Raw genomic sequence first — 24,999 nt, 5'->3', positions numbered from 1 at the left:
GACAAGGAACGCCCATGAACAACCGCCGATTCGCAAGAACCGTAGGCTGGCTCGCGCTGGCCGGCCTGGTCGCCGCCGCGCTGCTGGCCTGGTATGTCAACCGCCAGCCCGCTTCACCCTTCGCACAGGAAGCGGCCGCCAGTAGCGAGCCGGCCCTGATCAGCCGTGGCGAGTACGTCGCCCGCCTCAGCGACTGCGTGGCCTGCCACAGCCTGCCGGGCAAGGCGCCGTTTGCCGGCGGCCTGGAGATGGCCACGCCGCTGGGAGCTATCCACGCCACCAACATCACCCCCGACCAGGGCACCGGCATCGGCGCCTACAGCCTGGCCGACTTCGACCGCGCGGTGCGCCACGGCGTAGCGCCAGGTGGTCGACGCCTCTACCCGGCCATGCCCTACCCGTCCTATGCCAAGCTCAGCGACGATGACGTGCATGCGCTGTACGCGTTTTTCATGCATGGCGTGCAACCGGCCAAGCAGCCGAATATCCCCAGCGATATTCCCTGGCCGCTGAATATGCGCTGGCCCATCGCGCTGTGGAATGGCCTGTTCGCGCCGACCGCCACCTACGCGGCCAAGCCCAGCCAGGACGCGCTGTGGAACCGCGGCGCCTACATCGTCCAGGGGCCGGGCCACTGCGGCAGCTGCCACACGCCGCGCGGCCTGGCTTTCAACGAGAAGGCCCTCGACGAATCCGGCGCGCCGTTCCTCGCCGGCGCCCTGCTCGACGGTTGGTACGCCCCCAGCCTGCGCCAGGACCCCAACACCGGGCTGGGGCGCTGGAGCGAACCGGAGATCCTGCAGTTCCTTAAGAGCGGGCGTAATCAACACGCGGTGGTCTACGGTTCGATGACCGAAGCCTTCAACAACTCCACCCAGTTCATGGCTGACGACGACCTGGCGGCCATCGCGCGCTACCTCAAGTCACTACCCGGCGACCCGCAGCGCGACGGCACACCCTGGCACTACGTGACCGCCGAAGCGCGCCCGGACTCCCCCGGCGCGCACACCTACGCGACCCGCTGCGCCTCCTGCCACGGCCTTGACGGCAAGGGCCAACCCGAGTGGATGCCACCGCTGGCCGGCGCCACCTCGGCACTGGCCAAGGAAGACGCCTCGGCGATCAACATCACCCTCAACGGCTCGCAACGCGTCGTCGCCGCCGGCGTGCCGGACGCGTACCGCATGCCGGCCTTCCGCGAGCAACTGACCGACGCGCAAATCGCCGAGGTTCTGAGTTTCGTGCGCAGCAGTTGGGGCAACAGCGGTGGCGCGGTCGACGCGAAGGCGGTGGCCAAGCTGCGCGGGCATACAGACCCGGCCAGCAGCAGCCCGATTATTCTGCATATGCGCTGAAAGGCGTATTCCGGCGATCGCCCCGGCAGACAGACCTGTTGTGGCGAGCGGGCTTGCCCTAATGCCGTTCAGTTAAGCGTACATCGCCTTCTGTAGGAGCGAGCTTGCTCGCGAAAAACGTCAACGATAACGCGTGTTTCCTGAGTGAACGCGGCGCCTGTGAGTTCTTCGCGAGCAAGCTCGCTCCTACAAAAAAGCCTTAACTGAACGGCATTAGGACAAGCCCGCTCACCAAAGCAGATACCCATGCTCAGGAGGAGAACACTTGCGCCCGTGGTCGCGCAGGCTGTGGGTGCCTGAGCGGTTGCTGCCGGGCGAGTTGCGCCTGGACATGAGCGACGGCATCCAGCACTCGCTGTGCCCAGTTTTCGTCCTGCGGGTCCACCACGACCACGCGGAAACCATGGTCATGGCCTTCACTGCGCACACCTTCGGAATCATCGACATGCAAGTCGATATCGAAGGCCGGCGGAAATTTGGAGGGGGTATTCGACAGGCCATGCACCGTCAGCGCACGGTTGTGCAGCACGCTGTTGACCACACCGTCGACACGGATGCCATACAGCATGAGCCAACGCCGAATATAGGACGGTGTGCGACCGGACGAGGTATAGACCCAGATGCTGCAACCCTGGCGGCGCAGTTCGCGGGTCAGGGCGCGTGTCCCCAGGCGCAGCGGCTCGCCGAGCAACCGGTGGACACAGGCCGGCAGCCGGCTGCGTTCGACGGCGCTATGGTGGAGCTGGCAGGCCAATGTGTCATCGATATCAAACGAGATACGGATGCGCGGGCGTTTGAACAGGCGCTGGAGCGTGTCGGTCACTGAATACCGTCCCATCAAAGGCCTCCCTGATAGGCAGGCACGGCGGTGTCGCTCAGGAAAAACTTCATTGGATCAGGCGCCTTATCTTCCAGGAACGCAGCGTATTTTTTCTTGATCTTGGGCAATTCGTACAACGCCTTGACGCCATGCTTGGCGGAGTTGCGTATGACCGAGGACGGGTTGAAATAGCCCTCGGCGTTATCCAGCGTCAGCACGAACGGCGGCAACCCGGCGCGCATCAGCAAGTAGCTGACGATCAGCGAGCCACTGCGGTTGTTGCCCTCGATGAACAATTGCGGCTTGCTGAGGATGCGCACATACACACCCGCGGCACGCTTCCACACGGACTCACTGCGATACGCGCAATACCAGTTGTACAAGTCCTTGATGCCACCTTCAACGTTGTTGAAAAAGTGCTCCTCGGTGGCCGCCAGGTGCTGGGCGTATTCCAGCCGACGCACCGGGTCCTTGCCGCAGAGCACGGTGGCGTTGATCTCCAGCATCAGGTTCAGTTGCTGCAGATCGAACAGGTCGACGCCGCGAGCGACATAATCGTCAATCAGCGCGTAGCCTTCAAGCACGTTGTGCAGCACTTCGTCCGTCAAGGGGTCGCGCGGCTCGGTAAAGTGCCGGCTGAGTTCGGCAAAGCGGCTCTGTACCTCACGCAGTGCGCGTTCGATCGCGGGCAAATCAAGGCGACGTGTTGCAGGCATTGGCAATCCTGAGAAACGTTGGATAAGTGGGTCAGCTGAACTTGCCGCTGATGTAGTCCCCGGTCATTTGTTCGCGCGGGTTGTCGAAAATCTGCGCGGTGGGGCCCATCTCCACCAGGTAGCCGGTGCGCGTGCCCTGGGAAATGTCCACTGAGAAGAAGGCCGTGGTGTCCGCCACGCGGATGGCCTGCTGCATATTGTGGGTGACCAGCGCGATGGTGTAGTCCTTCTTCAACTCGACCATCAGTTCCTCGACCCGGCGGGTGGCGATCGGGTCCAGCGCGGAACAAGGCTCGTCGAGCAACAGCACCTCCGGCTCGGTGGCGATGGCTCGGGCGATACACAGCCGTTGCTGCTGGCCACCGGACAGCGACAGGCCGCTGACCTTGAGCTTGTCCTTGACCTCATCCCACAGCGCGGCGCCTTGCAGGGCGTGCTTGACGCGATCACCCAGGTCGCCCTTGTAGCGGTTGAGGCGCAGGCCGAAGGCGACGTTGTCGAAGATGCTCATCGAAAACGGGTTCGGCTGTTGAAACACCATGCCGATATAGCGGCGCACGACCACTGGATCAACGCCCTTGCCGTAGACGTCCTGCCCGAGGAAATGCACATGGCCCTCGAAGCGAAAGCCCTTCACCAGATCGTTCATGCGGTTGAGGCTACGCAGCACGGTACTTTTGCCGCAGCCGGAAGGCCCGATGAAGCCGGTGATCTTGTTTTTTTCGATCGGCACATGGCTGTCACGCACGGCCATGAAGTTGCCGTAGAAAATCTTGTCCAGTTTGCAGTCCATGACCACAGGCGCCTGGGTGACAAACGGAGCGGCTCGTTGCGCAGTTGATACGTTCAAAATTCAGGTGCTCCCGTTCTCAATACTTGGGCTTGCCGAAAATACGGCTGACGATATTTACGACCAGCACGATCATGACCAGCACCAGCGAGGCCGCCCAGGCGAGCTCAAGCTGGTTGTCGAAGGGCATGCCTGAAAAGTTGTAAATCAGCACGGCCAACGAGGCCGTCGGATTCATGACGGCCAGGCTGCCGTCGTGGTAGATCCAGTAGTTGCTGAACAGCGCGGTAAACAACAACGGCGCGGTTTCGCCCGCCGCTCGCGCCACGGCCAGCATGACGCCCGTGAGGATCGCCGGCAGGCCGGTGGGCAAGACGATTTTCCAGATGACCTGCGAGCGTGTGCAGCCCATGCCGTAGGCCGCATCCTTCATGATCTTGGGCACCATCCTCATCGACTCTTCCGCCGTCAGCACCACGATGGGCAGCATCAGGACCGCCAGTGCCACGCCGCCCGCCGGGGCCGAGTAGGTCCCGGTGGTCATCACCACCAGGGCATAGGCAAACACCCCGGCCAGGATGGAAGGCAGCCCCGTGAGCATCTTGGCGGCAAAGCGCGAGGCGTTGGCCAGCTTGCTGTCCGGCCCCAGTTCGGCCAGGAAGATCGCCGCCATGATGCCGACCGGTACGGCGATAGCCGCCGCGATACCGACCATCACAAAGGTGCCGGCCATGGCGTTGCCGAAGCCACCGCCCGTCTCGAACCCCGTCGGAGGCAACTCGGTGAACACTTCCAGGCTCAGGCGCGCCCCGCCGCGCATGATCAGCATGTAGAGCACGGAGATCAGCGGCACGCTGGCCAGTAGCGCGCCGCCCCAGACCAGAGTGGTCAATACCAGGCTACGCAGGGCGCGGCCTTCGAACTTGCGCTGCAAGCTGGGCATCGCGCCTGCGGGCGCGGTCAGGTCGGTTGCTGCAGTGAGATCAGTCATCACTTATTACCCCGTTGGGCATACATCATGATCATGGAGCCGAAGACGTTCACGATCAGCGTGATCAACATCAGCACCAGTGCCGCGTACATCAACACCTCGATCTCGTTCGGCCCGGCTTCGGGGAAGTTCAGCGCCAGCAAGGCCGCCAGGGTATTGGCCGGGGCAAACAGCGACAGGGAGATGTTGTTCGCGTTACCGACCAGCATGGCCAGGGCCATGGTTTCACCCAGCGCGCGGCCCAGGCCCAGGACCAGCGAGCCGAAAATACCGGTGGCGGCGGACGGGACCATCACCTTGAGGATCGCTTCCCAATGGGTGGTGCCCATGCCATAGGCCGCTTGCTTGGTTTTCATCGGCACGGCGGTCAGGGCGTCCTGGGACACCGCGGCAATGGTCGGCAGAATCATGATGGCCAGTACCAGCGCCGCCGGGAGCAGCCCCGGCCCGCTCAAGGACGTGCCGAAAAACGGGATCCAGCCCAGTTCAGTGTTCAACCAGGCCGTCAGCGGGCGAATGGCCGGAATCACCACGTAGATGCCCCACAGGCCGTACACCACGCTGGGGATCGCGGCGAGCAATTCGACGATGGTACGAAACACGGCGGCCAGTTTTGCGGGCAGGAAGTCCTGGGTCAGGAAAATCGCCATGCTGACGCCGAAAAACCCGGCGATCAACAAGGCGATCAGGGCGCTGTACAGCGTGCCCCAAATAGCCGGCAGAATGCCGTACTTGCCCTGGTTGACGTCCCAGACGCTGCCGAGCAATACGTCAAAACCGTGCTTTTCCATGCCGGGAAGGGCTTTGCGTCCCACCTCGAAGACCAAGGCAAAGACCAATGCCAGCACCAGCACCACCCCTATTCGCGCAAGCGCACGGAAGGTCCGGTCAACCAGGAAATCCTTCGTAGACGGTGGCTGGCAGGCAGAATCCGGGTTAACCGGTACGACAAAAGGTGTGTTCATTGGCGAGTTCCGGAACAGGGGGGAAGCGCTCCCGGCATGGCTGGCAGCACACACCGAGAGAGGCCCTAAGCGCGTTACTGGATGTTGGCGGACGCTTTGCGAACCTGGTCCACGACCGATTTCGGCAGCGGGATATAACCCATCGAGTCGGCGATTTTCTGCCCCTCGGTCAGGCTGTACTCGACCATTTCACGCATGGCCTTGGCCTTGGCCGGGTTGCCGTTCTGCTTGCGGAAGATCATCCAGGTGTAGGAGGTGATCGGGTACGACTTGGCACCGTCCGGGTCCGGCAGCCAGGCCACCAGGCTTTCCGGCATTTTCACCGCGGCCAGGGCTTCGGCACCGCTTTCGGCGTTCGGCACGACGTAATGACCGGACTTGTTTTGCAGTTGGGCAAAGTCAACCTTGGCCAGCTTGGCGAAGCCGTATTCGATGTAGCCAATAGCGCCCGGGGTCTGGCGTACGGTGGCGGTCACACCATCGTTCTTGGGCGATTTGATGAATTTGTCGCTGGCTGGCCAGTTGACGGTGTTGCCCTCACCCAGCTCTTTCTGGAACTGCGGATTGATCGCTGCCAGGTGCTTGGTGAAGACCGCCGTGGTACCGCTGGAGTCTGCACGCACAACCACGGTGATCGGCGTATCGGTCAGTTTCAGGTCAGGGTTGGCGGCGACGATCTGCGGATCGTTCCACTTGGTGATCTTGCCCAGGAAGATGTTGGAGTACACATCCCGTGGCAGCTTCAGGCCCTTGGGGTTGCCCGGCAGGTTGTAGGCCAGCACGATTTCGCCCGCGGTCATCGGCAGCAACTGCGCGCCTTCGGCGACCTTGGCGATGTCTTCGTCTTTCATCGCCGAGTCACTGGCGGCGAAGTCGACGGTTTTATTCAGGAAGTCCTGTACACCCGCGCCGCTGCCCTTGGATTGGTAATCCACGGTGACACCTTCGCTTTTCTTGCTGAAGTCCTTGAACCAGGTGAGGTAGATCGGTGCAGGGAAACTGGCGCCGGAGCCGGTCAGGCGGACGCTCTCGGCAGCGAACACCGTGGTGCCGCACAGCGATACCGTAACGGCGAGTGCAACAGACTTCATCAAGCTTTTCATTAAGGGAACTCCTTGTGTTTAAGGGCTCCCGAACTTTGCAGCAGTGTTGTTACGTTTTTATGAATGTTGAATGGCAGGCAGCGTTTTTGTCCCCATTTATCGCCACAGCGGCCAATTTCGACGTTATTACCTCATAACACATGCAACTGACGCCGCCCTGGCCAATGGCGTCTGCAGCCGTGAGGTACCCCCGGCTGCAGACGCTACAACGCGGCGGTCAGAACTGCTCTTCCTCCAACGCCATGATGCTCGCGCTCCCGGCGCTGATCGCCGCCAGCAAGGCGTGCACGCGGGGCAGCAGTTGCTCGGCATAGAAACGTGCGCTGATGCCCTTGGCTTCAAGGAAGCTGGCGTCGCCCGTGCCGGCGGCCAGGCGCGCATGCGCCTGCACCGCCGAGCGCGCCATGAGCCAGCCGCCCGACAGGTAGCCGAACAGCATCAGGTAGTTAACGCTGACGCTGCCCGCCCAATCCCCATCGTGTTTGGCCTGGTCGAGTAACAGGGACAAGGCCTGGCGTCCGGCCCCGAGTGCGGCCTCCAGCGTCACCGCCTGGTACGCGAGGGCGTCGATGCGGTGCAGTTGCTCGACGGTTTCATGCATTTCATCCAGCAGGTTGTTCAACAGCTCGCCCTGGTTCAGCAGGGTCTTGCGCCCAACCAGGTCAAGCGCCTGGATACCGGTGGTGCCTTCATAAATGGTGAGGATACGGGCGTCACGATAATGCTGGGCCGCGCCGGTCTCTTCGATAAACCCCATGCCGCCGTGGATTTGCACGCCCAGGGAGGTGACCTCCTGGGCCAGCTCGGTCAGCCAGCCCTTGACGATCGGGGTCCACAGGTCGACCCGGCCCTGATGCTCGCGCGCAAGGTCTGCCGTGGCTGCGCACGCGGCACGGTCGACTTCCGCCGCGGCCACCAGGGCCAACGCGCGCATGGCTTCGATGGACGCTTTCATCTGCAACAACATCCGGCGCACATCCGGAAAGTGGATGATCGAGAAACGGCTGCCGTCCTTACGCGAGCCTTGCAGGCGGTCCTTGGCGTATTGACGCGCCTGCTGGTAGGCCCGTTCGGCAATCGCCAGCCCCTGCAACCCGACACTCTGGCGGGCGTGGTTCATCATGGTGAACATGCAGGCCAGGCCCGTGTGCGGTTCACCGAGCAAATAGCCGACGGCCCCTTCGGGGTCACCAAAGTTCATCACGCAGGTGGGGCTGCCATGAATGCCCAGTTTGTGTTCCAGGGAAATGCACTGCACATGATTGCGCGCACCTGGCCGGCCCTGGGCGTCGAGCAAGAACTTCGGCACCACGAACAATGAAAGGCCCTTGACGCCCACCGGAGCCTCTGGCAACCGCGCCAGCACCAGGTGCACGACGTTGTCGGTCATCTTGTGGTCGCCCCAGGTGATGAAGATCTTCTGGCCGCTGATCAGGTAATGATCGCCCTGGGGGACCGCCCGGCTCTTGATCGCGGCCAGGTCGGAGCCGGCATCCGGTTCGGTGAGGTTCATGGTGCCAGTCCATTCGCCACTGACCAGTTTGGGCAGGTAGTGCGCCTGCAGTTCGGCCGAGCCGTGATGGGCAATGGCCTCGATGGCGCCTTGGGTCAACATCGGGCACAGGGCGAACGCCATATTGGCGCTGTGCCAGATTTCATTGACGGCCGTGCCGATCACGTTGGGCAGGTTCTGCCCGCCATGCTGCTCCGCCGCCGTCAACGAGGGCCAGCCGCCCTCCTGGAACTGCCGATAGGCATCGGCAAACCCCGGCGTTTCCTGCACACCCTGCTCGCCCAACCGCGCCCCCTGGGTATCGCCGACCCGGTTGAGCGGTGCCAGCACGCCGGAACCCAAGCGGCCGGCCTCGCTCAAAATGGCCGAGACCAGCTCGTTATTGACATCCTGAAGCCCGGCGCTCGCGCATAACCGCTCAAACCCGACCAATTCCTCCAGCACGAATTCGATATCGCGGTACGGATGGGCATAACCACTCATTGCTGCTTTCCTCGTTGACTCGTTAGACAGGCTGCTACCGCCTTCGCCGCTGGCGATTGACCCAGACGGCCATCGGCAAAAACCCAGGTGTACTGCGGAGCCCGCAGCACATAGCGCTATTGAGCGTTGAGCGAGTGCGCCCTGGCAATTACCAAATCCGTCGAAAAACTGACGTAAACGGACACTCTCACTGAAGGAGGAACACTGTAACGGTGGGGAGCGGGCTCATTCAGTTAAGGCTTGTTTGTAGGAGCGAGCTTGCTCGCGAAAAACGTCAACGATAACGCGTGCTTCCTGAATGAACGCGGCGCCTGCGGGTTCTTCGCGAGCAAGCTCGCTCCTACAAAAAAGCCCTGACTGAATGGCATTAGGGCTTGCCCTGGACGCGGTCGCGGTAACGGCCAGGGCTTTCACCGGTCCACTTCTTGAAGGCCCGATGAAACGCGCTGGGCTCCTGGAAACCACTGTGCGCGGCGATTTCACCAATGCTGGCCCGTGTCTGGCACAGCAGCTCCAGCGCCATGCTGCGCCGGACTTCATCCTTGATCTCCTGAAACGAACAGCCCTCGCGCTCCAGGCGTCGGCGCAAGGTACTGGGGCTCATGTGCAAGTCCACCGCCAAGTCCTCCAGGGCCGGCCATTGGCTGTAATGACTGCCACGCAGGCGCTGGTACACCTGGGTCGAGACGCCATGTGGGTTGCGAAAGCGGATCACCAGCCATTGCGGCGCGCTGCGCAGGAACACCTTGAGCGAAGCCAGGTCCTGGACCACGGCCAGGTGCAGGTAGCTGCTGGCAAATTCGATTTCGGTGCGCTCGGCGCCAAACGTCAGGTTGTAGCCCCACAGCAACAGGTCGTCGCTCTGGGGCGGACGGGCATGGCGGAAATCGGCGCGATCGATGGGCACGCGTCGGCCACCCAACCAGCACAGCAGGCTGATCATCAGCACCAGAAAGGTTTCTTCGCCATAACGACGGGTGTCGTCATCGCCGCCGCCGGCCTCCAGGCGCAGCACCGCGCGCTTGCCCTGCACGCTGAGGCTGCCGCGAAAATCGCGCAGGAACAGGGAGAAACTGGCCAGGCACTGGGTGAGTGCCTTGCCCAGGTTCGGTTCCTGGATCAGCCCCCGGCAGATCAGGGCGAAACTGCCCGGCGGCATGCCATGGGAGTCGAGCCGGAAGAACTCGTCGTTCAACTCGCGAATCTGGATCAGCCATAACGCCGCAAACGCACTGGCCGGCACCCGGGCCTCGGGCTGATTCAGCAGCGCCGGCGCAATGCCCGCTTCGGCCAGCACCGCGGCCTGCCGCTCAGGCTGGTCGCGCAGCGCATGGATCATGACCTGCACGAAGTAGACGGCAACCGAATCCTTTTCCCGCGTGGGCATCATTCTGGGGTCCTGTAGCGTGAACATGGTAAGAAACGCCAATACAACTGACAGGTTACGGCATAGGCCGCCACATTGTCGGGCCCTAGACTCTCGCCCAATGCTCCGTATTGCAAGGCGTGCCTGCCCTGCAAAGGCAGCGCACCTTGAGAAGAGAGACTGACGATGAATTTGCAGACTATCGGCATAATCGGCGCGGGCACCATGGGTAACGGCATCGCCCAGGTCTGCGCAGTGGCCGGCATTAACGTGACCTTGCTGGACATCTGCGCCGGTGCCCTGGAAAAAGCCCTGGCCACGGTGGGCAAGAACCTTGATCGCCAGGTCAGCAAGGGGCTGCTCAGCGAGTCGCAGAAGCACGCCGCCCTGGACAAGATCCGCACCAGCACCGACTACACCAGCCTGGCGCCTGTGCAATGGGTGATCGAGGCCGCCACGGAAAACCTCGAGCTGAAACGACGCGTGTTGCAACAGATCGCCGCGCACGTCGATGAGCGGTGCGTGATTGCCTCCAATACCTCGTCGCTGTCCATCACCGAACTGGCAGCGAGCGTCAACGCCCCCGAGCGCTTTATCGGCCTGCATTTTTTCAACCCGGTGCCGGTGATGGGCCTGATCGAAGTGATCCGGGGCCTGCAGACCAGTGACGCGACCCACGCCCAGGCCATCGAGCTGGCCCAGTACCTGGGCAAAACCGCGATCACCGCCGGCAATCGCCCAGGCTTTGTGGTCAACCGCATCCTGGTGCCGATGATCAACGAAGCGATCCTGGTGCTCCAGGAGGGCCTGGCCAGCGCCGAAGACATCGACGCCGGCATGTGCCTGGGCTGCAACCAGCCGATCGGCCCGCTGGCACTGGCCGACCTGATCGGCCTGGATACCCTGCTGGCGATCCTGGAGGCCTTCTACGACGGCTTCCAGGACAGCAAATACCGCAGCGCCCCGCTGCTGCGGGAGATGGTCGCCGCCGGTTACCTGGGGCGCAAGACCGGGCGCGGCTTCCATAGCTATGGCTGAATATCGCTCGCGCCTGTGCGAACACCGCAACAAGGCCCTGGAACTGCTGGCCAGCAAAGGCTTCGGTCAAGTCGGCATGCGCGAGCTGGCGAGTAGCCTGGGGCTCACCCCGGGCTCGCTGTATCACCACTATCCCAGCAAGCAGCATCTGCTGCTGGACCTGATCGAAGAGTTCTACGAAGAACTGCTGACCACCCTGGGGCGCGTCGAGCAGCGACCACGCTCGCGCCAGGACAATCTGCAACGGCTGATCCACGCGCACCTGAGGCTGCATGAAGAGATGCCCTGGCATTTCCGCCTGGTGGAGCGTGACAGCGGTTGTCTCACGCAAGACCAGCAACTGCGGGTGCGGCAGTTGCGCGAACAATACGAACGCCGACTGTTGCAGATGCTCGGCCGGCCGCGGCGCCTGAGTGCCCAGGCCCTGCAAGCCGCTGGCCACGCCATCGCCACGCTGCTGAACAACGCGCCGAGCTGGCTGGCCGATCAGGCGCTGGATGAGGCGGAACGCACCGAACTGCTGGAGAACCTGCTCACCGGTGCCATCGAGCGCATGCTGGCGACAAGGCCCAGTGACCGGCCGAGCCTGCAGGTTGCCGTGGCCTGAGCCGCCTCAGCGCAGGTGCAGGGGGTCGACCAGGCCGGCGGCAATCGCCATGCCCACCAGCTCCGGTAAATGACTGGCCGCCATGCGTTTCATCACCCGTGCGCGATACAGATCGATGGTCTTGACGCTGACACCCAACTGCTCGGCGATTTCCCGGTTGGTGTAGCCCTGCACCAGCGGGAGCAACACATCGCGCTCCCGTGGCGTCAGTTGTTGCAGGCGCGCCTGGACCCGCGCAGGCCCTTCGCCCAGGCTGTGGTGTTGATCGGCTTTGCTCAGGGCTTGCTGCACGCTGTCCAGCAGCAACTGTTCGTTGTAGGGCTTTTCGATAAAGTCATGGGCACCGGCCTTGAAGGCACGGACTACGATCGGCACGTCGGCGTGGCCACTGACGAAAATCACCGGCAGGTGCAAGTCTCGGCTGCGCATGTGCTCCTGGACATTCAGGCCGCCCATGCCGGGCATGCGCACATCCAGCAGCACGCAGGCATTGAGGCGGCTGTCGCAGGCCTCAAGAAAGTCGCGGCCACTGGTAAACGGCAGCGCCTTGAGGCCCACCGACTCCAGCAACCAGACGGTCGAGTCGAGCATCCCCTGGTCGTCATCCACCACATACACCACCTGTTCCGTCACGCTGACCATGCCTTCATTCCTGTTGTTGTTGTGTTGCACCGCCCTGGGCATGTGCCGGCAAGCGACAGCACATTTGCAGGCCTGCCGACATCGGCACAGCCTGCAACTCGCCACCGAAACCTTCGATGATGCTGCGACTCATGGACAAGCCCAGGCCCAGGCCATTGGCCTTGCTGGTGTAGAACGGGGTAAATATCTGCTCCAGTTGGGCCGGTGATACACCGGGGCCCTGGTCGCTGACGTCGATCTGCACCCAGCCGTCACGCTGCGCCACGGCGCCGATGACCAGGCGCGAGGGCCGGCCGGGATGGGCTTCGCGATTCGCCTCGATGGCATTGCGCAGCAGGTTCAACAGCACCTGCTCCAGCAGCACGCGGTCGGCGTAGATCAGCGGCAGATTATCCGGCAGGCGATCCTCGATCGTCACCTGGCAATCGCCGGCCTCCCAGGCGCACAGGCGTACCGCTTCGCGGGCCACCTCCCGGGGGTTCAACGCCTCCATGCGCCGTCGGCCCTTGCGCAGGAATGCGCGCAGGCGCTTGATCACTTGCGCGGCATGGTTGGCATGCACGGAGATCCGCTCCAGGCCCTGCGCCACCCGTTCGGCCGCCGGGGAGTCGCTGCCCAGGGCACTCAGGTAACGCTGGCTGGCGTTGGCGTAGTTCACCACGGCCGCCAGGGGCTGGTTCATTTCATGGGCAATGCCCGACGCCAGTTCCCCCAGGGTCACCAGGCGCGCGGTGTGGGCCAGTTCATCCTGGTGATGACGCTGTTGAGCCTCGCGCAACTCCCGTTCAGTGAGGTCGCGAACCACCAGGGAATAAAAACGCTCGCCGCTGGCAGAGCGATGCGCCAGCAACATCAGCACCACGGGCACCGTCACCGCCCCACCCAGCGGTTGCAGGCGCGTGTCGAGGCTCCAGCGGCCATGGCGTTCCGCATTACTCCAGCCTTCGCGGTGCAGGCAGGCCAGGACCTCGCTGCCGAGAAACTGCGCCAGGCTCGGCATCTGCGGCGATTCAAGCAACCCCAGGATGCGTCGAGCGGCAGGGTTGAGATAGGTCACGGCCCCGCCGGGCTGGATAAACAACACGGGGTCGGTGTGGGCCTCCACCACCTCGGCCAGGCGCCGGGTGGTTTCCTCGGCCTGGACCCTGGCCGTGATATCGCGGGACACGCTGACCACCTCCACCACCGCCCCCGTGTAGGTCTCGCGGATTGCCCGGCAGGCCGTCTCGAACCACAGGTAATGCCCCTGACGATGGCGGATGCGATAGGTCATCGTGTAGTAACCGTCCTGCTCCAGGCCCTCACGGGCGCGACGCGCCAGCCTGGCCAAGCCCTGGCGGTGAAACAGGCGTTGCGCCGGGCGCCCACGCAACTCCCCCGGCCAATACCCCAGCAAGGCCCAGGACGCCGGCGAGGCATCGAGAAAACAGCCGTCGGGCGTGTGCCGGGAAATCAGGTCGGTGGTGTTTTCGATGATCAGCCGGTACAAGCGCCTGGCCTTGACCGATTCGCGCTCGGCGGCAATCTGCGCACTGGCGTCCCGGCAACGGGCCAGTACGCGATTGCCCCCAGGGTCGGGAATAAAGGTCCACACCAGGATGCGGTCGGCGAACTGCGCCTCGACATTTTCGATCGCCCGCGCCTGCCCCAGGCACGCCTGGACGAGCGACACGTAATTGACCGGCAACAGGCTTTCGCACTCGGCCAGGGACAGCTGCTCGAGCAATACCCGCAGCGCCGCATTGAGTTCCAGCGGCCGGGCCTGGGCGTCCAACAGGAGGCTCGGCTGCGGGTCATGATCGAGCAGCGGCGAGCAGCGCGGCACGCGCACAGAGTTGCCTATCATCATCGAACCTATGCAGAGGGAAAGCCGGTGAGCGAAATATAGTAGATATACTATACAACTCAGGTAGTACTTCCATATATCCGTGCGAACAGTATATAAAAGCGGCCGGAGAAGTCACCGCGCTTTTCCTGCTGGGGCCGGCTTGCCTACGCTAAAGCCTCAAGGCCAGCGTTGTCCGCCGAGCGGCCAGCACCAGCACCTCGACCAATAGAGCTAATAATCAGCCACCGGGTATTTGCACCATGTCCATTTACGAGCAAGGCCTCGCGCCGACCAGCGTCAATCACATCGCCCTCTCGCCGTTGAGTTTCATCGAACGCACCGCCAGCGTCTATCCCGACTACCCTGCCGTGATCCACGGATCGGTGCGCGCCACCTGGGCGCAAACCTATCGTCGCTGCCGACGCCTGGCGTCTGCCCTGGCTGGTCGCGGGATTGGCAAAAACGACACGGTGGCCGTCATGCTGCCCAATATCCCGGCCATGCTCGAAGCGCATTTCGGCGTGCCCATGATTGGCGCGGTCCTCAATGCACTCAATGTGCGCCTGGATGCCGAGGCTATCGCGTTCATGCTGGCCCACGGCGAAGCCAAGGTACTGATCGCCGACCGCGAGTTCCATGACGTGGTGCATGCCGCCATTGGCATGCTGGACCATCCGCCGCTGGTGATCGACGTCGACGACCCGGAATACGGCGAAGGCCAGCCGGTCAGCGAACTGGACTACGAGGCCTTCCTGGCCGAAGGCGATCCGGACTACGCCTGGCAGTGGCCGGAGGATGAATGGCAGGCCATTTCGCTGAACTACACCTCGGGGACCACCGGCAACCCCAAGGGCGTGGTCTATCACCACCGCGGCGCCTATCTCAACTCCCTGGGCAACCAGATGATCTGGGCGATCGGCAACCACCCCGTATACCTGTGGACCCTGCCGATGTTCCACTGCAACGGCTGGTGCTACCCGTGGATCATCACGGCCTTGGCCGGGGTGCATGTGTTCCTGCGCCGAGTCGATCCGCAGAAAATCCTCAATCTGATCCGCGAGCACCAGGTCACCCACTTGTGCGGTGCGCCGATTGTGCTCAACGCGCTGGTGAATATGCCGGACTCGGCCAAGGCCGCCATCGACCACCCGGTGAACGCCATGGTCGCCGGCGCCGCTCCACCGGCCAAGGTGATCGGTGCCGTGGAAGAAATGGGCATCAAGGTCATCCACGTCTATGGCCTGACCGAAGTCTATGGCCCGGTGACCCTCTGCGCCTGGCACGCCGAATGGGATGCCCTGCCCCTGGAAGAACGGGCGCAGATCAAGGCACGCCAAGGTGTGCGCTACCCGACCCTGGAAGGCGTGATGGTCGCCGACCCGAAAACCCTTGAACCCACGCCCCATGATGGCCAGACCATCGGTGAGATTTTCATGCGCGGCAATACCGTGATGAAGGGCTACCTGAAGAACCCGACCGCCACCGCCGAAGCGTTCGAAGGCGGCTGGTTCCACACCGGCGACCTGGCGGTGACCCACCCCGACGGCTATGTGGAAATCCGCGACCGGCTCAAGGACATCATCATTTCCGGCGGCGAGAATATCTCCACCATCGAACTCGAAGGTGTGCTGTACCGCCACCCGGCCGTCATGGAAGCAGCCGTCGTCGCCCGCCCCGATGAGAAATGGGGTGAAACGCCCTGTGCCTTCATCACCCTCAAGGCCGACCACCCCCACGTCCGCGAAGCCGAGATCATCAGTTTCTGCCGAGAACACCTGGCGGGCTTCAAGGTCCCGCGCACGGTGGTGTTCACGCAGTTGCCGAAGACCTCGACCGGCAAGATCCAGAAGTTCGTGTTAAGGGACATGGCGAAAAAGCTCTAGCCCGAACCCCAGACCACATTGTCGAAACGCGAGTCTTTGAGCCTGGGGCGCAGGGTGTCCTGCCGCCCCTCACACACGGACCGAAGCCTCAGCGACGCTGATGCGTCGACTGCAAAATCGCCGCCGCAATATGCTCAAGGGGCAGCTCACGCTCCACGGCCCCCAGCTTGAAGGCCTCCTTGGGCATGCCGTACACCACACAGGACTGTTCATCCTGGCCGAGGGTGCGGGCACCGTTGTCGTGCATTTCCTTCAAGCCGCGGGCGCCATCGTCCCCCATGCCCGTCATGATGATGCCCAGGGCGTTGCCTCCCGCACTGCGGGCAACCGAGCGAAACAGCACATCCACCGAAGGGCGATGCCGACTGACGGGAGGCCCGTCGACAATTTCTACCTGGTATTGGGCACCACTGCGCTTGAGCAACATGTGCCGGCCACCGGGTGCAATCAGCGCACAGCCGGGCATGACCCGGTCGCCATGCCTGGCTTCTCTGACCTCGATCTCGCACAGCCGGTTGAGTCGCTCGGCAAACGCCGCCGTGAAGTGTTCAGGCATGTGCTGCACGATCACAATGCCTGGGCAGACCCTGGGCAAGGCGGTCAACACCAGCTCCAACGCTTGCGTCCCTCCCGTGGACGTTCCGATGGCAACGATGTTTTCGGTGGTGCGCGCCATCGCCTGAGTGCTCCCAGGCAGTATGGCGTCGGCATTCAACCTGACGGGGACCCGCTCCCCGGACGGCACCATCCGCTTCATGTTGGCCCGGGCTGCGGCTTTGACGGCACCGGCCAGTTCATCGGCGCTGTCGGTCAGAAACTGGCGCAAATTGAGTTGTGGCTTGGTCACGATACTCACCGCGCCGGCAGCCAGTGCCTGCATGGTGGTGGCCGCGCCCTTCTCGGTCAATGTGGAGCAGATGACCACCGGCGTGGGGTGTTCGGCCATCAATTTCTTGAGGAACGTAATGCCGTCCATCCGTGGCATCTCGACGTCCAGCACAATGACATCCGGCCATTGCTTGTTCATTTTTTCCATGGCGAACACCGGGTCCGCGGCTGCGCCAATCACTTCAATAGCGGGGTCTTGTCCCAGGGTCGCCGTCAGTACCTGGCGAACCACGGCGGAGTCGTCAATGATCAGCACTTTGATAAGGCTCATGTCGTACGCTCTCCATGGGGTCTGCCGGGGGGTCGTTGCAGGGCCAGGTAGTTGAGTTCAATGTTGCCAGTGGCAAGATCGAGCACCACGGTGCGATACCCCACGCCTTCCACGTGGAAGTTGTGGCAAGGCAACTGGTGCAGGTCGAGCAGGCGCCTGGCTTGCTCGACATTGCGTTGCCCCACGTAGTGGTTATCCGCACGCGCAAGCCCGGGAAACATGTCCCCACCGCCGTAGACATTGATCCTGAACTCGGCAGGCCGGACCTTGCTCGCGTGTATCCGTGCGAGCAACAATTCGAGTGCTTCATTGCCGTAGCGCCCGTCCAGCACACCAGGCTTGGCCACCGCGCGCTGCGGCAGCAGGTAGTGGCACATGCCGCCCAGCAAGTGCCGGGGATGCCAGAACACCAGGGCCACACACGACCCCAGCACGGTCCGTAGCCGAATCGAGCCAGCGCCGAAAAACCACTCGCCGGGATTCAGGAACACCTCGCGGGAATCAGGCATGTGGCCTCCGGTAGATGGAAGGCTTGACCAGCCGCAGCTCATCGGTGATGCCATTGAGGCTCTCCGAGTGACTGACAATGAAATACCCACCCGGCTTGAGGTGGCTGACCAGCCGCTTGACGACCTGCACTTTGGTGTCGTTGTCAAAATAGATCATCACGTTGCGCAGGAAGATGACGTCAAACATCCCCAGTTTCGGCAACGGGTTATTCAAATTGATCGCCTGGAAGTCGATCCGCGACGCCAGCGCCGGTTCGACCATGAAACACCCGTGGTTGGTACCGACACCCTTGAGGCAATATTTATGCAGCAGTGCTTCGGGAATCCCGCGTGTCCCGTCCAGGGGGTAGCGCCCTAGGCGGGCCTTGTCCAATACCCGGCTGCTGATGTCCGACGCGACAATTTCCCAGGGCCGACCGGCGAGGTTGTCCGCCAGGACCATCGCCAGGGTATAGGGCTCCTCCCCGGTCGAGCACGCGCCACTCCATACGCGCAACGGCCCGCTGCCGCGCAGTTCGGGCAGCGCCACATCACGCAGGAAATCAAAATGCTTGGGCTCGCGGAAGAAATAGGTTTCGTTGGTGGTCAGCATGTCGATCGCCACCTGCAGTTCCGCACTGTCCTGCATCAGCACCTTGTAGTAAGCGCCGTAGTTCGTGAGCTTGAACACTTGCAGGCGCTTGGCCAGCCGAGCGCTCACTAACTGTTTCTTCGCATCGGACAGGCTGATGCCCGCGATCTGATGAATGAGATTGCGAAATTGCTGAAACTCGGCGTCGGACAGAATCACGTTCATAAGGACGTTTCCAAGAAAGAATCAGACGGTCGCAGGCAGCGAAGACTCAAGGTTCGCCAGTGCATCGACCTGCTCCAGGGACAGCACCCGACCGACATCCAGCAACAGCACGAAACCGCTCTCCAGCTTGCCGATGCCCAACAGGAAATCAGCCCTGACGTCGGTACCGAAGTTCAGCGAGGGTTCGATGTCCTGCCCGGCGATCTCGAGCACTTCGCTGACCGCATCCACAATGATGCCCACCGGCTTGCGCACGGCATTGGCCTGCACCTCGAGGATCACAAAGCAGGTCCTTGAGGTCTGTACGGTGCGTTCGCCGCGAAAGCGCACCCCCAGATCCAGTATCGGCACCGCGGCGCCTCGCAGGTTGATCACCCCGCGAATGCTGGGGGGCAACAAGGGCACACTGGTGATCGGCCCATACTCGATGATCTCTCGTACGTTGAGCGTGCCCACGGCGAACATCTCCTCCCCCAGCTCAAAGGTGAGGTACTGGCCTGGGCTCGAGGCCGTGGCATTGCCTGGGTTTTCGATGGATAGCGCCATGATTCACCTCGGATCAGTTACTGTCCGCCTGCGCCTGGGGGCGCGGCCGTTCGCGTCACACTTTCATCAAGCCGGCCATCTCATCGACACACAAAACATGCTCAATTTGCAGCAGCGTGACAAAGTCGCCTCGCACCTTGGTCATCCCCCGGATGAAGTCGGTGCGAATGTGATTACCGAAGGCGGGGGCGGGCTTGATATCCGCATCGAGTATCTCGATCACTTCGCTGACCGAGTCCACCACCACCCCCAGGACCTGGGACTCGCCCTCCTTCGCCGCCTCCAGGATGACAATGCACGTGCGGCTGCCCAAGACCGTCGTCCCCTGGCCAAACCGGGCCTTGAGGTCCACCACCGGCACCACCGAACCGCGAAGGTTGATGACCCCGCGCAGGAACGCCGGCATCATCGGCACGCTGGTCACCTGGTTGTATTCGATGATTTCGCGAACACTCAGGGTGTTGACCGCATACATCTCCTGGGCCGCCAGGAAGGTCAGGTACTGCAAGGGTTCCTCGGCTTGCAGTGGTGGCTCGAAAGTGCCCGACATAACGGCTGAGGCACTCATGGGTCAACTCCCGAAGCGGACGAAACCACCGCTCTCTGAATGGCTGTCCTGATCATGGGTGAACGTCGCACGGCTGGTGGCGGGCATCGAGACCGTCCGCCCGGCGCGCTTGGTCTGTACGGTGAAAAAGCCCATCAGTTCCTGCAACTGCTCGGCCTGGCCGCTCATCTCCTCGGCCGTCGCAGCCAGTTCCTCGGAAGCCGACGCGTTTTGCTGGGTCAGTTGGCTCATCTGCGACATCGCGCTGTTGATTTGCTCGGAGCCGATGGATTGCTCTTCGGAGGCGGCTGCAATTTCCTGCACCAGGTCCGACGTCTTGGCGATCGACGGCACGATCTCGTCCAGCAGGTTGCCCGCGCGTTCAGCCAAGGCCACGCTGTTCTTGGCCACTTCACCGATTTCCTGCGCGGCAATCTGGCTGCGCTCGGCCAGTTTGCGCACTTCTGCCGCCACCACTGCGAACCCCTTGCCATGCTCCCCAGCACGCGCGGCTTCGATGGCGGCGTTGAGCGCCAACAGATTGGTCTGGTAGGCAATGGAATCGACGATGCCGATTTTCTCGGCGATGGTCTTCATCGCTGCCACGGTATCCTTGACGGCTCGACCGCCTTCGGACGCTTCCTTGTTGGCCTTGCCCGCCATGCCATCGGTCACCTTGGCATTCTCGGTGTTCTGGGCAATGGACGCCGACATTTGCTCCATCGATGCCGAGGTCTGTTCCACCGATGCGGCCTGTTCGGACGCCGATTGAGCCATGCTCTGGGCCGTCGCGGAGATCTCTTCCGAGGCACTGGACAGCGAGTCCGCCGAGCCGCGCACTTCGGCGATGATTTCCGAGAGTTTTTCCACGGTGCCGTTGACGGAGTGCTTGAGCTCCAGGAACTTGCCTTGATAGTCGCCGTTGATGCTACGGGTCAGGTCGCCGCCGGAAATCGCCGACAACACCTCCATGGCTTCGGTAATCGGCACGATGATCGCATCCAGCGAACCATTGATGCCGAGGATGATGCGGCGGAAGTCACCCTGATGCCGTGTCACGTCAGGGCGGGTGTCCAGCTTGCCGATCAGCGCGCTGTCACTGATCTGGCGGGTGTCTTCGATCAGTGCCTGGACGTTAGCCCGCAGTTGCTCGATGTTCTCGTTGATAAAGGCTTTTTTGCCTGGGAACCGCTCAAGCGGCGCCGACAGATCGCCTTCGCCGAACGAACGGATACAGGCCATGGCCTTTTTCTTCACGCTGATATGGCCGCTGACCATGTCATTGATACCCTGGCCGATATCACGGTACGAACCCGAGAAGCGATCCACATCGATCATGACGTCGATGTCACCTTTTTCGTGCTCGCTGGACATGTGTTGCATTTCATTGATCAGCGCCAGGATAGTGGTGCGCAACAGCTCGATGTTTTCGTTGATAAAGGCTTTTTTGCCTGGGAAGCGCTCGAGGGGTGCCGACAGATCGCCTTCGCCGAACGAACGGATACAGGCCATGGCTTTTTTCTTGACCGCGATGTGGCCGTTGACCATATCGTTGATGCCCTGGGCCATGGAGCGATAACTGCCATGAAAGCGGCCAGCATCGATCTGCACGTCAATGTCACCCTTGTCGTGCTCACTGGACATACGGTCCATCTGCTCGATCAATTCATGCAGGCTCGCGCCCAACTGCTGCATGCTCGCCATCAGGCTGGTGGTGTCACCCTGGCGCAGCGTTGCCTTTGCCGTCAGCTCGCCGGCGGACAAACGTGCAGCGAAGGCTCGAACCACCGACGGCTCGGCACCGAGCTGGCGCATCAGGCTACGCCCCAGCAACCCACCGATCAGCAGGGTTGCCAACAGCGTCAGGCCACTCACCAACAGGATGATGTAGCGTGCATTCTTCTCGGTGGCGGTCGCGAGCAGTTGGCCCTTGCGCCCCAGTTCCAGGTTGTATTCGCGCAGATCACTGATCGCCGTCAGCGCCGCGTTTTGCAAGGGCTGGCTCGCCTCGATCAAGGCACGGGCCGAGGCTTGATCGCCGCTGGCGACGAACGTGTCGAAACGCGCCTGCAAGCTGGCGAACTCCTCCAGGCGACCACGCAGTTGCTTCAACAGTGCGGTGTCATGGTCGTCGGAGATCAACTCGGCCTGATAGTGATCCAGGGCTTTGGCAATGACACTGAAACGCTGGGCCACGCTCTCGGCGTAACTCGGCACGACATTTTTCTCGGGATCGTTCAAATGCTGCCATTGCAAGGCATGAAGGTCGGTGAAGGCCGCGGCGGCACGGTCGATGTCCAGCAAGCTGGGGACCGTATTGGCATTGGCATAACTGGCGCTCGTATTGATTTTATCGGTCAGGTAAAAGCTGGTGCCGCCCAACACGACAACACCCAGTACGGCCGTGAAAACCAACAACATGATGTTTCTGATAACGGTCATGGCGAGGAACTCCTGATGACGCTTCATTGAGTCGATAAAGGACTTGGGATCGAACGGTGGGTGGCGTCCTTGGCAACGAGTCCTAACAGATTGGGTATATCCAGAATCAGGGCGACGGCTCCACTGCCAAGGATCGTGAACCCGCCCAGTCCATGGGCCTCACCAAACACTTTGCCCAATGGTTTGATCACGGTCTGAAACTCCCCTTGCAAGCGATCGACCACCAGGCCGGCACGCAGGCCTGCGTATTGCACGACGACCACGTTTTCTCGGTTACCTCCAGGTTCTTGCACATCAAACATGTCCCGCAGGCGCAAGATCGGCAGCACATCGCCCCTGAGGTCCAGGTAGCCGGTGCCTGCCGATTGCTCCGGCGCCAGCTCGATGCACTCCTCGACCATGTTCAGCGGGATGACATAGGAAGCCTTGCCCACCCCGATCAGGAAACCGTCGATGATTGCCAGCGTCAGCGGCAGGCGAATGCGCACCGTGGTGCCCTGCCCTTCTTCGCTCTCGAGGCTCACGCTGCCGCGCAAAGCCGTGATATTGCGCTTCACCACGTCCATGCCCACGCCGCGCCCGGACAGGTTGCTGACCTGGTCGGCGGTGGAAAAACCCGGCTCGAAAATCAGATTCAGAATGTCTTTGTCCGCGGGTTGCTGGCCTTCGCCCACCAGGCCACGCTCGCGGGCCTTGGCGAGGATTTTGTCCTTGGCCAGGCCACCGCCGTCGTCCGACACCTCGATCACGATGCTGCCGGATTCGTGATAGGCGTTCAGGCGCACCGTGCCCTGGGCCGGCTTGCCACGTTGCAGGCGCGTGGACGCGGGTTCGATGCCATGGTCCATGGCATTGCGCACCAGGTGCGTCAGCGGGTCGCCGATACGCTCGACAACCGTCTTGTCCAGCTCGGTCTCGCCACCGCCGATGTGCAGCACGATGTCCTTGCCCAGCTCTTTGGATACGTCCCGCACCACACGCTGGAAACGCGTGAACGTCGCGCCGATCTGCACCATGCGTAATGTCAATGCCGAGTCACGGACCTCCTCCACCAACCGCGACAACAGGCTGGTGGCCTCGATCATCTCGCCAATCCCGCTACGCACCGCCACCAGGTTGGCTCCGGCGCCGGCGATGATCAGCTCACCGACCAGGTTGATCAGTTGATCCAGCTTGCCGGCATCGACCCGAATCAGGTTGCTTTCATGACTCGCTGCACTCTTGCCGGCCTTGATCACCGGCGCGTTCGAGTCCTGTGTTGCATCAGGCTCGTCGCGCGTCTCGGCCGCTGAGTGCTCGCCCTCCTGAGCGACGAGCACGGCCTGGGGCTCAGTCAATGTGCCGCAACGCACCAGCAGCTCGAGCAACGCAGCGTTGTCTTCCGGCAATGCATCGATGTGCGCGCGGCAGGCTTGGACAGTGGCGTGGGGTGCGAGGATCTGCACGATCGCGTCGTCGCGCACAAAATCAAAGGCGCCGTCGATAACCTCACGGGAAGCGTCGCTGGCCAGCGCGAGTTCAAACCCCAGGTAGTTGGTTTCCGGGTCCATGGACGCCAGGGGCGGCAACGCGTCGAACAGGCTGACGGTATGCAGCAAGCGCCCCAACGTGCTCAGGTAGCGCAGGAACGCCAAGGGGTCCATGCCATTGCGCAGGACATCCGGGCCAAAGCGCAGGGACAAATGCCAGTGGCCAGGACTTGCCCCTTGCTCATCCGTCGACGACGGCTCCCCTTTAGGGGTGGGCGAAGCGGTCGCGACCGAGCCGTCCAGGTACAGGGCAAGCCGCTCACCCAGGCGTTGGCCCTGGACCTGCAACGGTTCGTCCAATCGATCGAGGTTGCCATCCTCGGCCAGCAGGTCGATCAATTGGCCGATATGGTCACGGGCGTCGAGGAACAACGCACTCAACGCCTCGTCGACCCGCACTTCCAGGCTGCGTACCCGATCCAGGACGCTTTCGGCGACATGGGTGAACTCAACGATGGGCATCAAGCCAAACAAGCCGGCCGAGCCTTTGATGGTGTGGGCGACGCGGAACAGGCCGTTGATGGTGTCCAGGTCCTGCGGCGACTTCTCGATCTGTAGCAGCGCATCTTCCATCTGCAACAGCAGTTCGCGACTCTCGGCAATGAAAGTCTGCAGCACGTCATCCATGTTCATGGGCTGGGCCATACGATCATGCTCCGACCGACAAGGGGAAAGAGGCATTGGTGAAGTAGTCGTCAAGGCCGCTGAGCCGTATCGCTTCGGTCACCGTCGGGCTGGGGTTGCTCAGCAACAACTGCGTGCCCTCTTTGAGCGACTCGCGCTTGATGAGGATCAACAGTTGCAAGCCGGCGCTGTCCAGTTCGTCGACATTGGACAAGTCCAACTCGACCTCATGGGCCAGGGGAAACAACGACAACAACACGTCTTTTTGTTCAGTCGCCGTGTAGATCGTCAGGGGGCCTTCCATGACCTGGATACGACGGAGCATCGGGGTGGGGCTTTTCATGGAGACCTCCTGGCCAGCAGTTGCTGGTCATCGCTATGGCAGGATCAACTTGGAGACGGCGGTAAGCATTTGTGCGGGCTGAAAGGGCTTGACCATCCACGCCTTGGCACCGGAAGCCTGGCCTTGCTGCTTCATCGCATCACCGGCCTCGGTGGTCAGCATGATGACCGGCGTGAACTTGTAGGCCGGCAGCAGCTTGGCGGCCTTGACGAAACTCAAGCCGTCCATGTTGGGCATGTTCACATCACTGACAATCAGGTGGATTTTGCGGCCGTCCAGCTTGCTCAGTGCGTCTTTGCCATCACAGCCTTCGATGACGTCATAACCGGCGCCTTTGAGCGTGATGCTCACCACCTGCCGGATGGAGGCCGAGTCGTCGACGATCAGAATGGTTTTGCTCATCG

General features: G+C 62.2%; 22 protein-coding genes and 2 pseudogenes. 4 read left to right on the top strand and 20 right to left on the bottom strand.

Annotated elements, in window-relative coordinates; all coding sequences use genetic code 11:
• The first annotated feature begins 14 nt into the window (after positions 1–14).
• Positions 15–1,355, top strand: a complete 1,341-nt coding sequence (locus tag QU606_RS15000) for a cytochrome c (protein WP_304998522.1) — start codon at positions 15–17, stop codon at positions 1,353–1,355.
• Between the two features lie 250 nt (positions 1,356–1,605).
• Here QU606_RS15000 and QU606_RS14995 read toward each other — a convergent pair whose 3' ends face one another.
• The 8 genes from QU606_RS14995 to QU606_RS14960 form a co-directional block, all read right to left on the bottom strand.
• Positions 1,606–2,193 (bottom strand): hypothetical protein, encoded by a 588-nt coding sequence (locus QU606_RS14995; RefSeq protein WP_024074659.1) that lies wholly within the window; start codon positions 2,191–2,193, stop codon positions 1,606–1,608.
• Positions 2,193–2,891: a hypothetical protein gene (locus QU606_RS14990; RefSeq protein ID WP_024074658.1), complete on the bottom strand. Its 699-nt coding sequence runs from the start codon at positions 2,889–2,891 to the stop codon at positions 2,193–2,195. Before QU606_RS14990 ends, QU606_RS14995 begins: the two co-directional genes overlap by 1 nt.
• 31 nt (positions 2,892–2,922) lie before the next feature.
• On the bottom strand, positions 2,923–3,684 hold the full coding sequence (gene pstB / locus QU606_RS14985) for a phosphate ABC transporter ATP-binding protein PstB (RefSeq protein ID WP_017847588.1): 762 nt from the start codon (positions 3,682–3,684) through the stop codon (positions 2,923–2,925).
• Positions 3,685–3,760: 76 nt separating this feature from the next.
• The gene (pstA, locus tag QU606_RS14980; RefSeq protein ID WP_024074656.1) at positions 3,761–4,672 is read right to left on the bottom strand and encodes a phosphate ABC transporter permease PstA; all 912 of its coding nucleotides are present in this window, start codon (positions 4,670–4,672) and stop codon (positions 3,761–3,763) included.
• Complete coding sequence (pstC, locus tag QU606_RS14975) at positions 4,672–5,637, bottom strand: phosphate ABC transporter permease subunit PstC (protein ID WP_024074655.1); 966 nt, start codon at positions 5,635–5,637, stop codon at positions 4,672–4,674. The genes pstA and pstC overlap by 1 nt, the downstream gene beginning before the upstream one ends.
• A gap of 74 nt (positions 5,638–5,711) precedes the next feature.
• Positions 5,712–6,740 (bottom strand): phosphate ABC transporter substrate-binding protein PstS, encoded by a 1,029-nt coding sequence (gene pstS / locus QU606_RS14970; RefSeq protein WP_069075677.1) that lies wholly within the window; start codon positions 6,738–6,740, stop codon positions 5,712–5,714.
• 217 nt (positions 6,741–6,957) lie between these two features.
• Entirely contained in the window at positions 6,958–8,736 is a 1,779-nt protein-coding gene (locus tag QU606_RS14965; protein WP_304998521.1) for an acyl-CoA dehydrogenase, read from the bottom strand.
• Positions 8,737–9,103: 367 nt separating this feature from the next.
• Positions 9,104–10,126 carry an AraC family transcriptional regulator gene (locus QU606_RS14960; RefSeq protein ID WP_024074652.1) on the bottom strand — a complete coding sequence of 341 codons (1,023 nt, stop codon included), beginning with the start codon at positions 10,124–10,126 and terminating at the stop codon, positions 9,104–9,106.
• A gap of 162 nt (positions 10,127–10,288) precedes the next feature.
• On the opposite strand from QU606_RS14960, the gene QU606_RS14955 reads away from it, so the two are divergent.
• Together QU606_RS14955 and QU606_RS14950 are read left to right on the top strand one after the other, a co-directional pair.
• Positions 10,289–11,140, top strand: a complete 852-nt coding sequence (locus QU606_RS14955) for a 3-hydroxybutyryl-CoA dehydrogenase (RefSeq protein ID WP_024074651.1) — start codon at positions 10,289–10,291, stop codon at positions 11,138–11,140.
• Positions 11,133–11,747: a TetR/AcrR family transcriptional regulator gene (locus QU606_RS14950; RefSeq protein ID WP_069075675.1), complete on the top strand. Its 615-nt coding sequence runs from the start codon at positions 11,133–11,135 to the stop codon at positions 11,745–11,747. Before QU606_RS14955 ends, QU606_RS14950 begins: the two co-directional genes overlap by 8 nt.
• 6 nt (positions 11,748–11,753) lie before the next feature.
• On the opposite strand, the gene QU606_RS14945 is transcribed toward QU606_RS14950, so the two are convergent.
• Both QU606_RS14945 and QU606_RS14940 read right to left on the bottom strand, forming a co-directional pair.
• Positions 11,754–12,389: a response regulator transcription factor gene (locus QU606_RS14945; RefSeq protein WP_081329171.1), complete on the bottom strand. Its 636-nt coding sequence runs from the start codon at positions 12,387–12,389 to the stop codon at positions 11,754–11,756.
• A gap of 4 nt (positions 12,390–12,393) precedes the next feature.
• A complete protein-coding gene (locus tag QU606_RS14940) occupies positions 12,394–14,238 on the bottom strand; it encodes a PAS domain S-box protein (RefSeq protein WP_069075673.1) in 1,845 nt (614 codons plus the stop codon).
• 239 nt (positions 14,239–14,477) lie between these two features.
• On the opposite strand from QU606_RS14940, the gene QU606_RS14935 reads away from it, so the two are divergent.
• Entirely contained in the window at positions 14,478–16,100 is a 1,623-nt protein-coding gene (locus QU606_RS14935) for an acyl-CoA synthetase (RefSeq protein ID WP_024074647.1), read from the top strand.
• An 88-nt stretch (positions 16,101–16,188) separates the two neighbouring features.
• Here the strand turns inward: QU606_RS14935 and QU606_RS14930 are convergent, their stop codons facing one another.
• From QU606_RS14930 to QU606_RS14885, 10 genes and pseudogenes are all read right to left on the bottom strand, one after another.
• Complete coding sequence (locus QU606_RS14930) at positions 16,189–17,259, bottom strand: chemotaxis response regulator protein-glutamate methylesterase (protein WP_024074646.1); 1,071 nt, start codon at positions 17,257–17,259, stop codon at positions 16,189–16,191.
• Entirely contained in the window at positions 17,256–17,768 is a 513-nt protein-coding gene (locus QU606_RS14925) for a chemotaxis protein CheD (protein WP_024074645.1), read from the bottom strand. Before QU606_RS14925 ends, QU606_RS14930 begins: the two co-directional genes overlap by 4 nt.
• Positions 17,761–18,564, bottom strand: coding sequence for a protein-glutamate O-methyltransferase CheR (locus tag QU606_RS14920; RefSeq protein ID WP_024074644.1), 804 nt, complete (start codon positions 18,562–18,564; stop codon positions 17,761–17,763). Before QU606_RS14920 ends, QU606_RS14925 begins: the two co-directional genes overlap by 8 nt.
• A gap of 21 nt (positions 18,565–18,585) precedes the next feature.
• Positions 18,586–19,110 (bottom strand): chemotaxis protein CheW, encoded by a 525-nt coding sequence (locus tag QU606_RS14915; RefSeq protein WP_024074643.1) that lies wholly within the window; start codon positions 19,108–19,110, stop codon positions 18,586–18,588.
• 55 nt (positions 19,111–19,165) lie between these two features.
• A complete protein-coding gene (locus QU606_RS14910) occupies positions 19,166–19,678 on the bottom strand; it encodes a chemotaxis protein CheW (RefSeq protein WP_093235893.1) in 513 nt (170 codons plus the stop codon).
• A 3-nt stretch (positions 19,679–19,681) separates the two neighbouring features.
• Positions 19,682–20,656, bottom strand: a pseudogene (locus tag QU606_RS14905) (methyl-accepting chemotaxis protein); the annotation flags it as partial.
• A 192-nt stretch (positions 20,657–20,848) separates the two neighbouring features.
• Positions 20,849–22,099, bottom strand: a pseudogene (locus QU606_RS14900) (MCP four helix bundle domain-containing protein); the annotation flags it as partial.
• A 23-nt stretch (positions 22,100–22,122) separates the two neighbouring features.
• The gene (locus QU606_RS14895; RefSeq protein ID WP_304998519.1) at positions 22,123–24,273 is read right to left on the bottom strand and encodes a chemotaxis protein CheA; all 2,151 of its coding nucleotides are present in this window, start codon (positions 24,271–24,273) and stop codon (positions 22,123–22,125) included.
• 4 nt (positions 24,274–24,277) lie between these two features.
• Complete coding sequence (locus tag QU606_RS14890; RefSeq protein ID WP_102624675.1) at positions 24,278–24,595, bottom strand: lipid asymmetry maintenance protein MlaB; 318 nt, start codon at positions 24,593–24,595, stop codon at positions 24,278–24,280.
• A gap of 33 nt (positions 24,596–24,628) precedes the next feature.
• Positions 24,629–24,997 carry a response regulator gene (locus QU606_RS14885; RefSeq protein ID WP_024074638.1) on the bottom strand — a complete coding sequence of 123 codons (369 nt, stop codon included), beginning with the start codon at positions 24,995–24,997 and terminating at the stop codon, positions 24,629–24,631.
• Positions 24,998–24,999: the final 2 nt, after the last annotated feature.

Origin of the sequence: Pseudomonas sp. OVF7 (assembly GCF_030644265.1) — a bacterium.
In the GTDB taxonomy this organism is placed as follows: domain Bacteria; phylum Pseudomonadota; class Gammaproteobacteria; order Pseudomonadales; family Pseudomonadaceae; genus Aquipseudomonas; species Aquipseudomonas gorinensis.
The sequence above is the reverse complement of the archived record's forward strand: the minus strand, read 5'-3'. Positions and strand labels throughout refer to the sequence as shown.

Coding starts and splice junctions, on each gene's coding strand:
- QU606_RS14930 (WP_024074646.1), bottom strand. CDS start 17,259: ATGAGCCTTATCAAAGTGCTGATCATTGACGACTCCGCCGTGGTTCGC.
- QU606_RS14885 (WP_024074638.1), bottom strand. CDS start 24,997: ATGAGCAAAACCATTCTGATCGTCGACGACTCGGCCTCCATCCGGCAG.
- QU606_RS14960 (WP_024074652.1), bottom strand. CDS start 10,126: ATGATGCCCACGCGGGAAAAGGATTCGGTTGCCGTCTACTTCGTGCAG.
- QU606_RS14990 (WP_024074658.1), bottom strand. CDS start 2,891: ATGCCTGCAACACGTCGCCTTGATTTGCCCGCGATCGAACGCGCACTG.
- pstS (WP_069075677.1), bottom strand. CDS start 6,740: ATGAAAAGCTTGATGAAGTCTGTTGCACTCGCCGTTACGGTATCGCTG.
- QU606_RS14920 (WP_024074644.1), bottom strand. CDS start 18,564: ATGAACGTGATTCTGTCCGACGCCGAGTTTCAGCAATTTCGCAATCTC.
- QU606_RS14940 (WP_069075673.1), bottom strand. CDS start 14,238: ATGATGATAGGCAACTCTGTGCGCGTGCCGCGCTGCTCGCCGCTGCTC.
- pstB (WP_017847588.1), bottom strand. CDS start 3,684: ATGGACTGCAAACTGGACAAGATTTTCTACGGCAACTTCATGGCCGTG.
- QU606_RS15000 (WP_304998522.1), top strand. CDS start 15: ATGAACAACCGCCGATTCGCAAGAACCGTAGGCTGGCTCGCGCTGGCC.
- QU606_RS14935 (WP_024074647.1), top strand. CDS start 14,478: ATGTCCATTTACGAGCAAGGCCTCGCGCCGACCAGCGTCAATCACATC.
- QU606_RS14890 (WP_102624675.1), bottom strand. CDS start 24,595: ATGAAAAGCCCCACCCCGATGCTCCGTCGTATCCAGGTCATGGAAGGC.
- QU606_RS14995 (WP_024074659.1), bottom strand. CDS start 2,193: ATGGGACGGTATTCAGTGACCGACACGCTCCAGCGCCTGTTCAAACGC.
- QU606_RS14955 (WP_024074651.1), top strand. CDS start 10,289: ATGAATTTGCAGACTATCGGCATAATCGGCGCGGGCACCATGGGTAAC.
- pstC (WP_024074655.1), bottom strand. CDS start 5,637: ATGAACACACCTTTTGTCGTACCGGTTAACCCGGATTCTGCCTGCCAG.
- QU606_RS14925 (WP_024074645.1), bottom strand. CDS start 17,768: ATGCCTGATTCCCGCGAGGTGTTCCTGAATCCCGGCGAGTGGTTTTTC.
- QU606_RS14895 (WP_304998519.1), bottom strand. CDS start 24,273: ATGGCCCAGCCCATGAACATGGATGACGTGCTGCAGACTTTCATTGCC.
- pstA (WP_024074656.1), bottom strand. CDS start 4,672: ATGACTGATCTCACTGCAGCAACCGACCTGACCGCGCCCGCAGGCGCG.
- QU606_RS14915 (WP_024074643.1), bottom strand. CDS start 19,110: ATGGCGCTATCCATCGAAAACCCAGGCAATGCCACGGCCTCGAGCCCA.
- QU606_RS14950 (WP_069075675.1), top strand. CDS start 11,133: ATGGCTGAATATCGCTCGCGCCTGTGCGAACACCGCAACAAGGCCCTG.
- QU606_RS14945 (WP_081329171.1), bottom strand. CDS start 12,389: ATGGTCAGCGTGACGGAACAGGTGGTGTATGTGGTGGATGACGACCAG.
- QU606_RS14965 (WP_304998521.1), bottom strand. CDS start 8,736: ATGAGTGGTTATGCCCATCCGTACCGCGATATCGAATTCGTGCTGGAG.
- QU606_RS14910 (WP_093235893.1), bottom strand. CDS start 19,678: ATGAGTGCCTCAGCCGTTATGTCGGGCACTTTCGAGCCACCACTGCAA.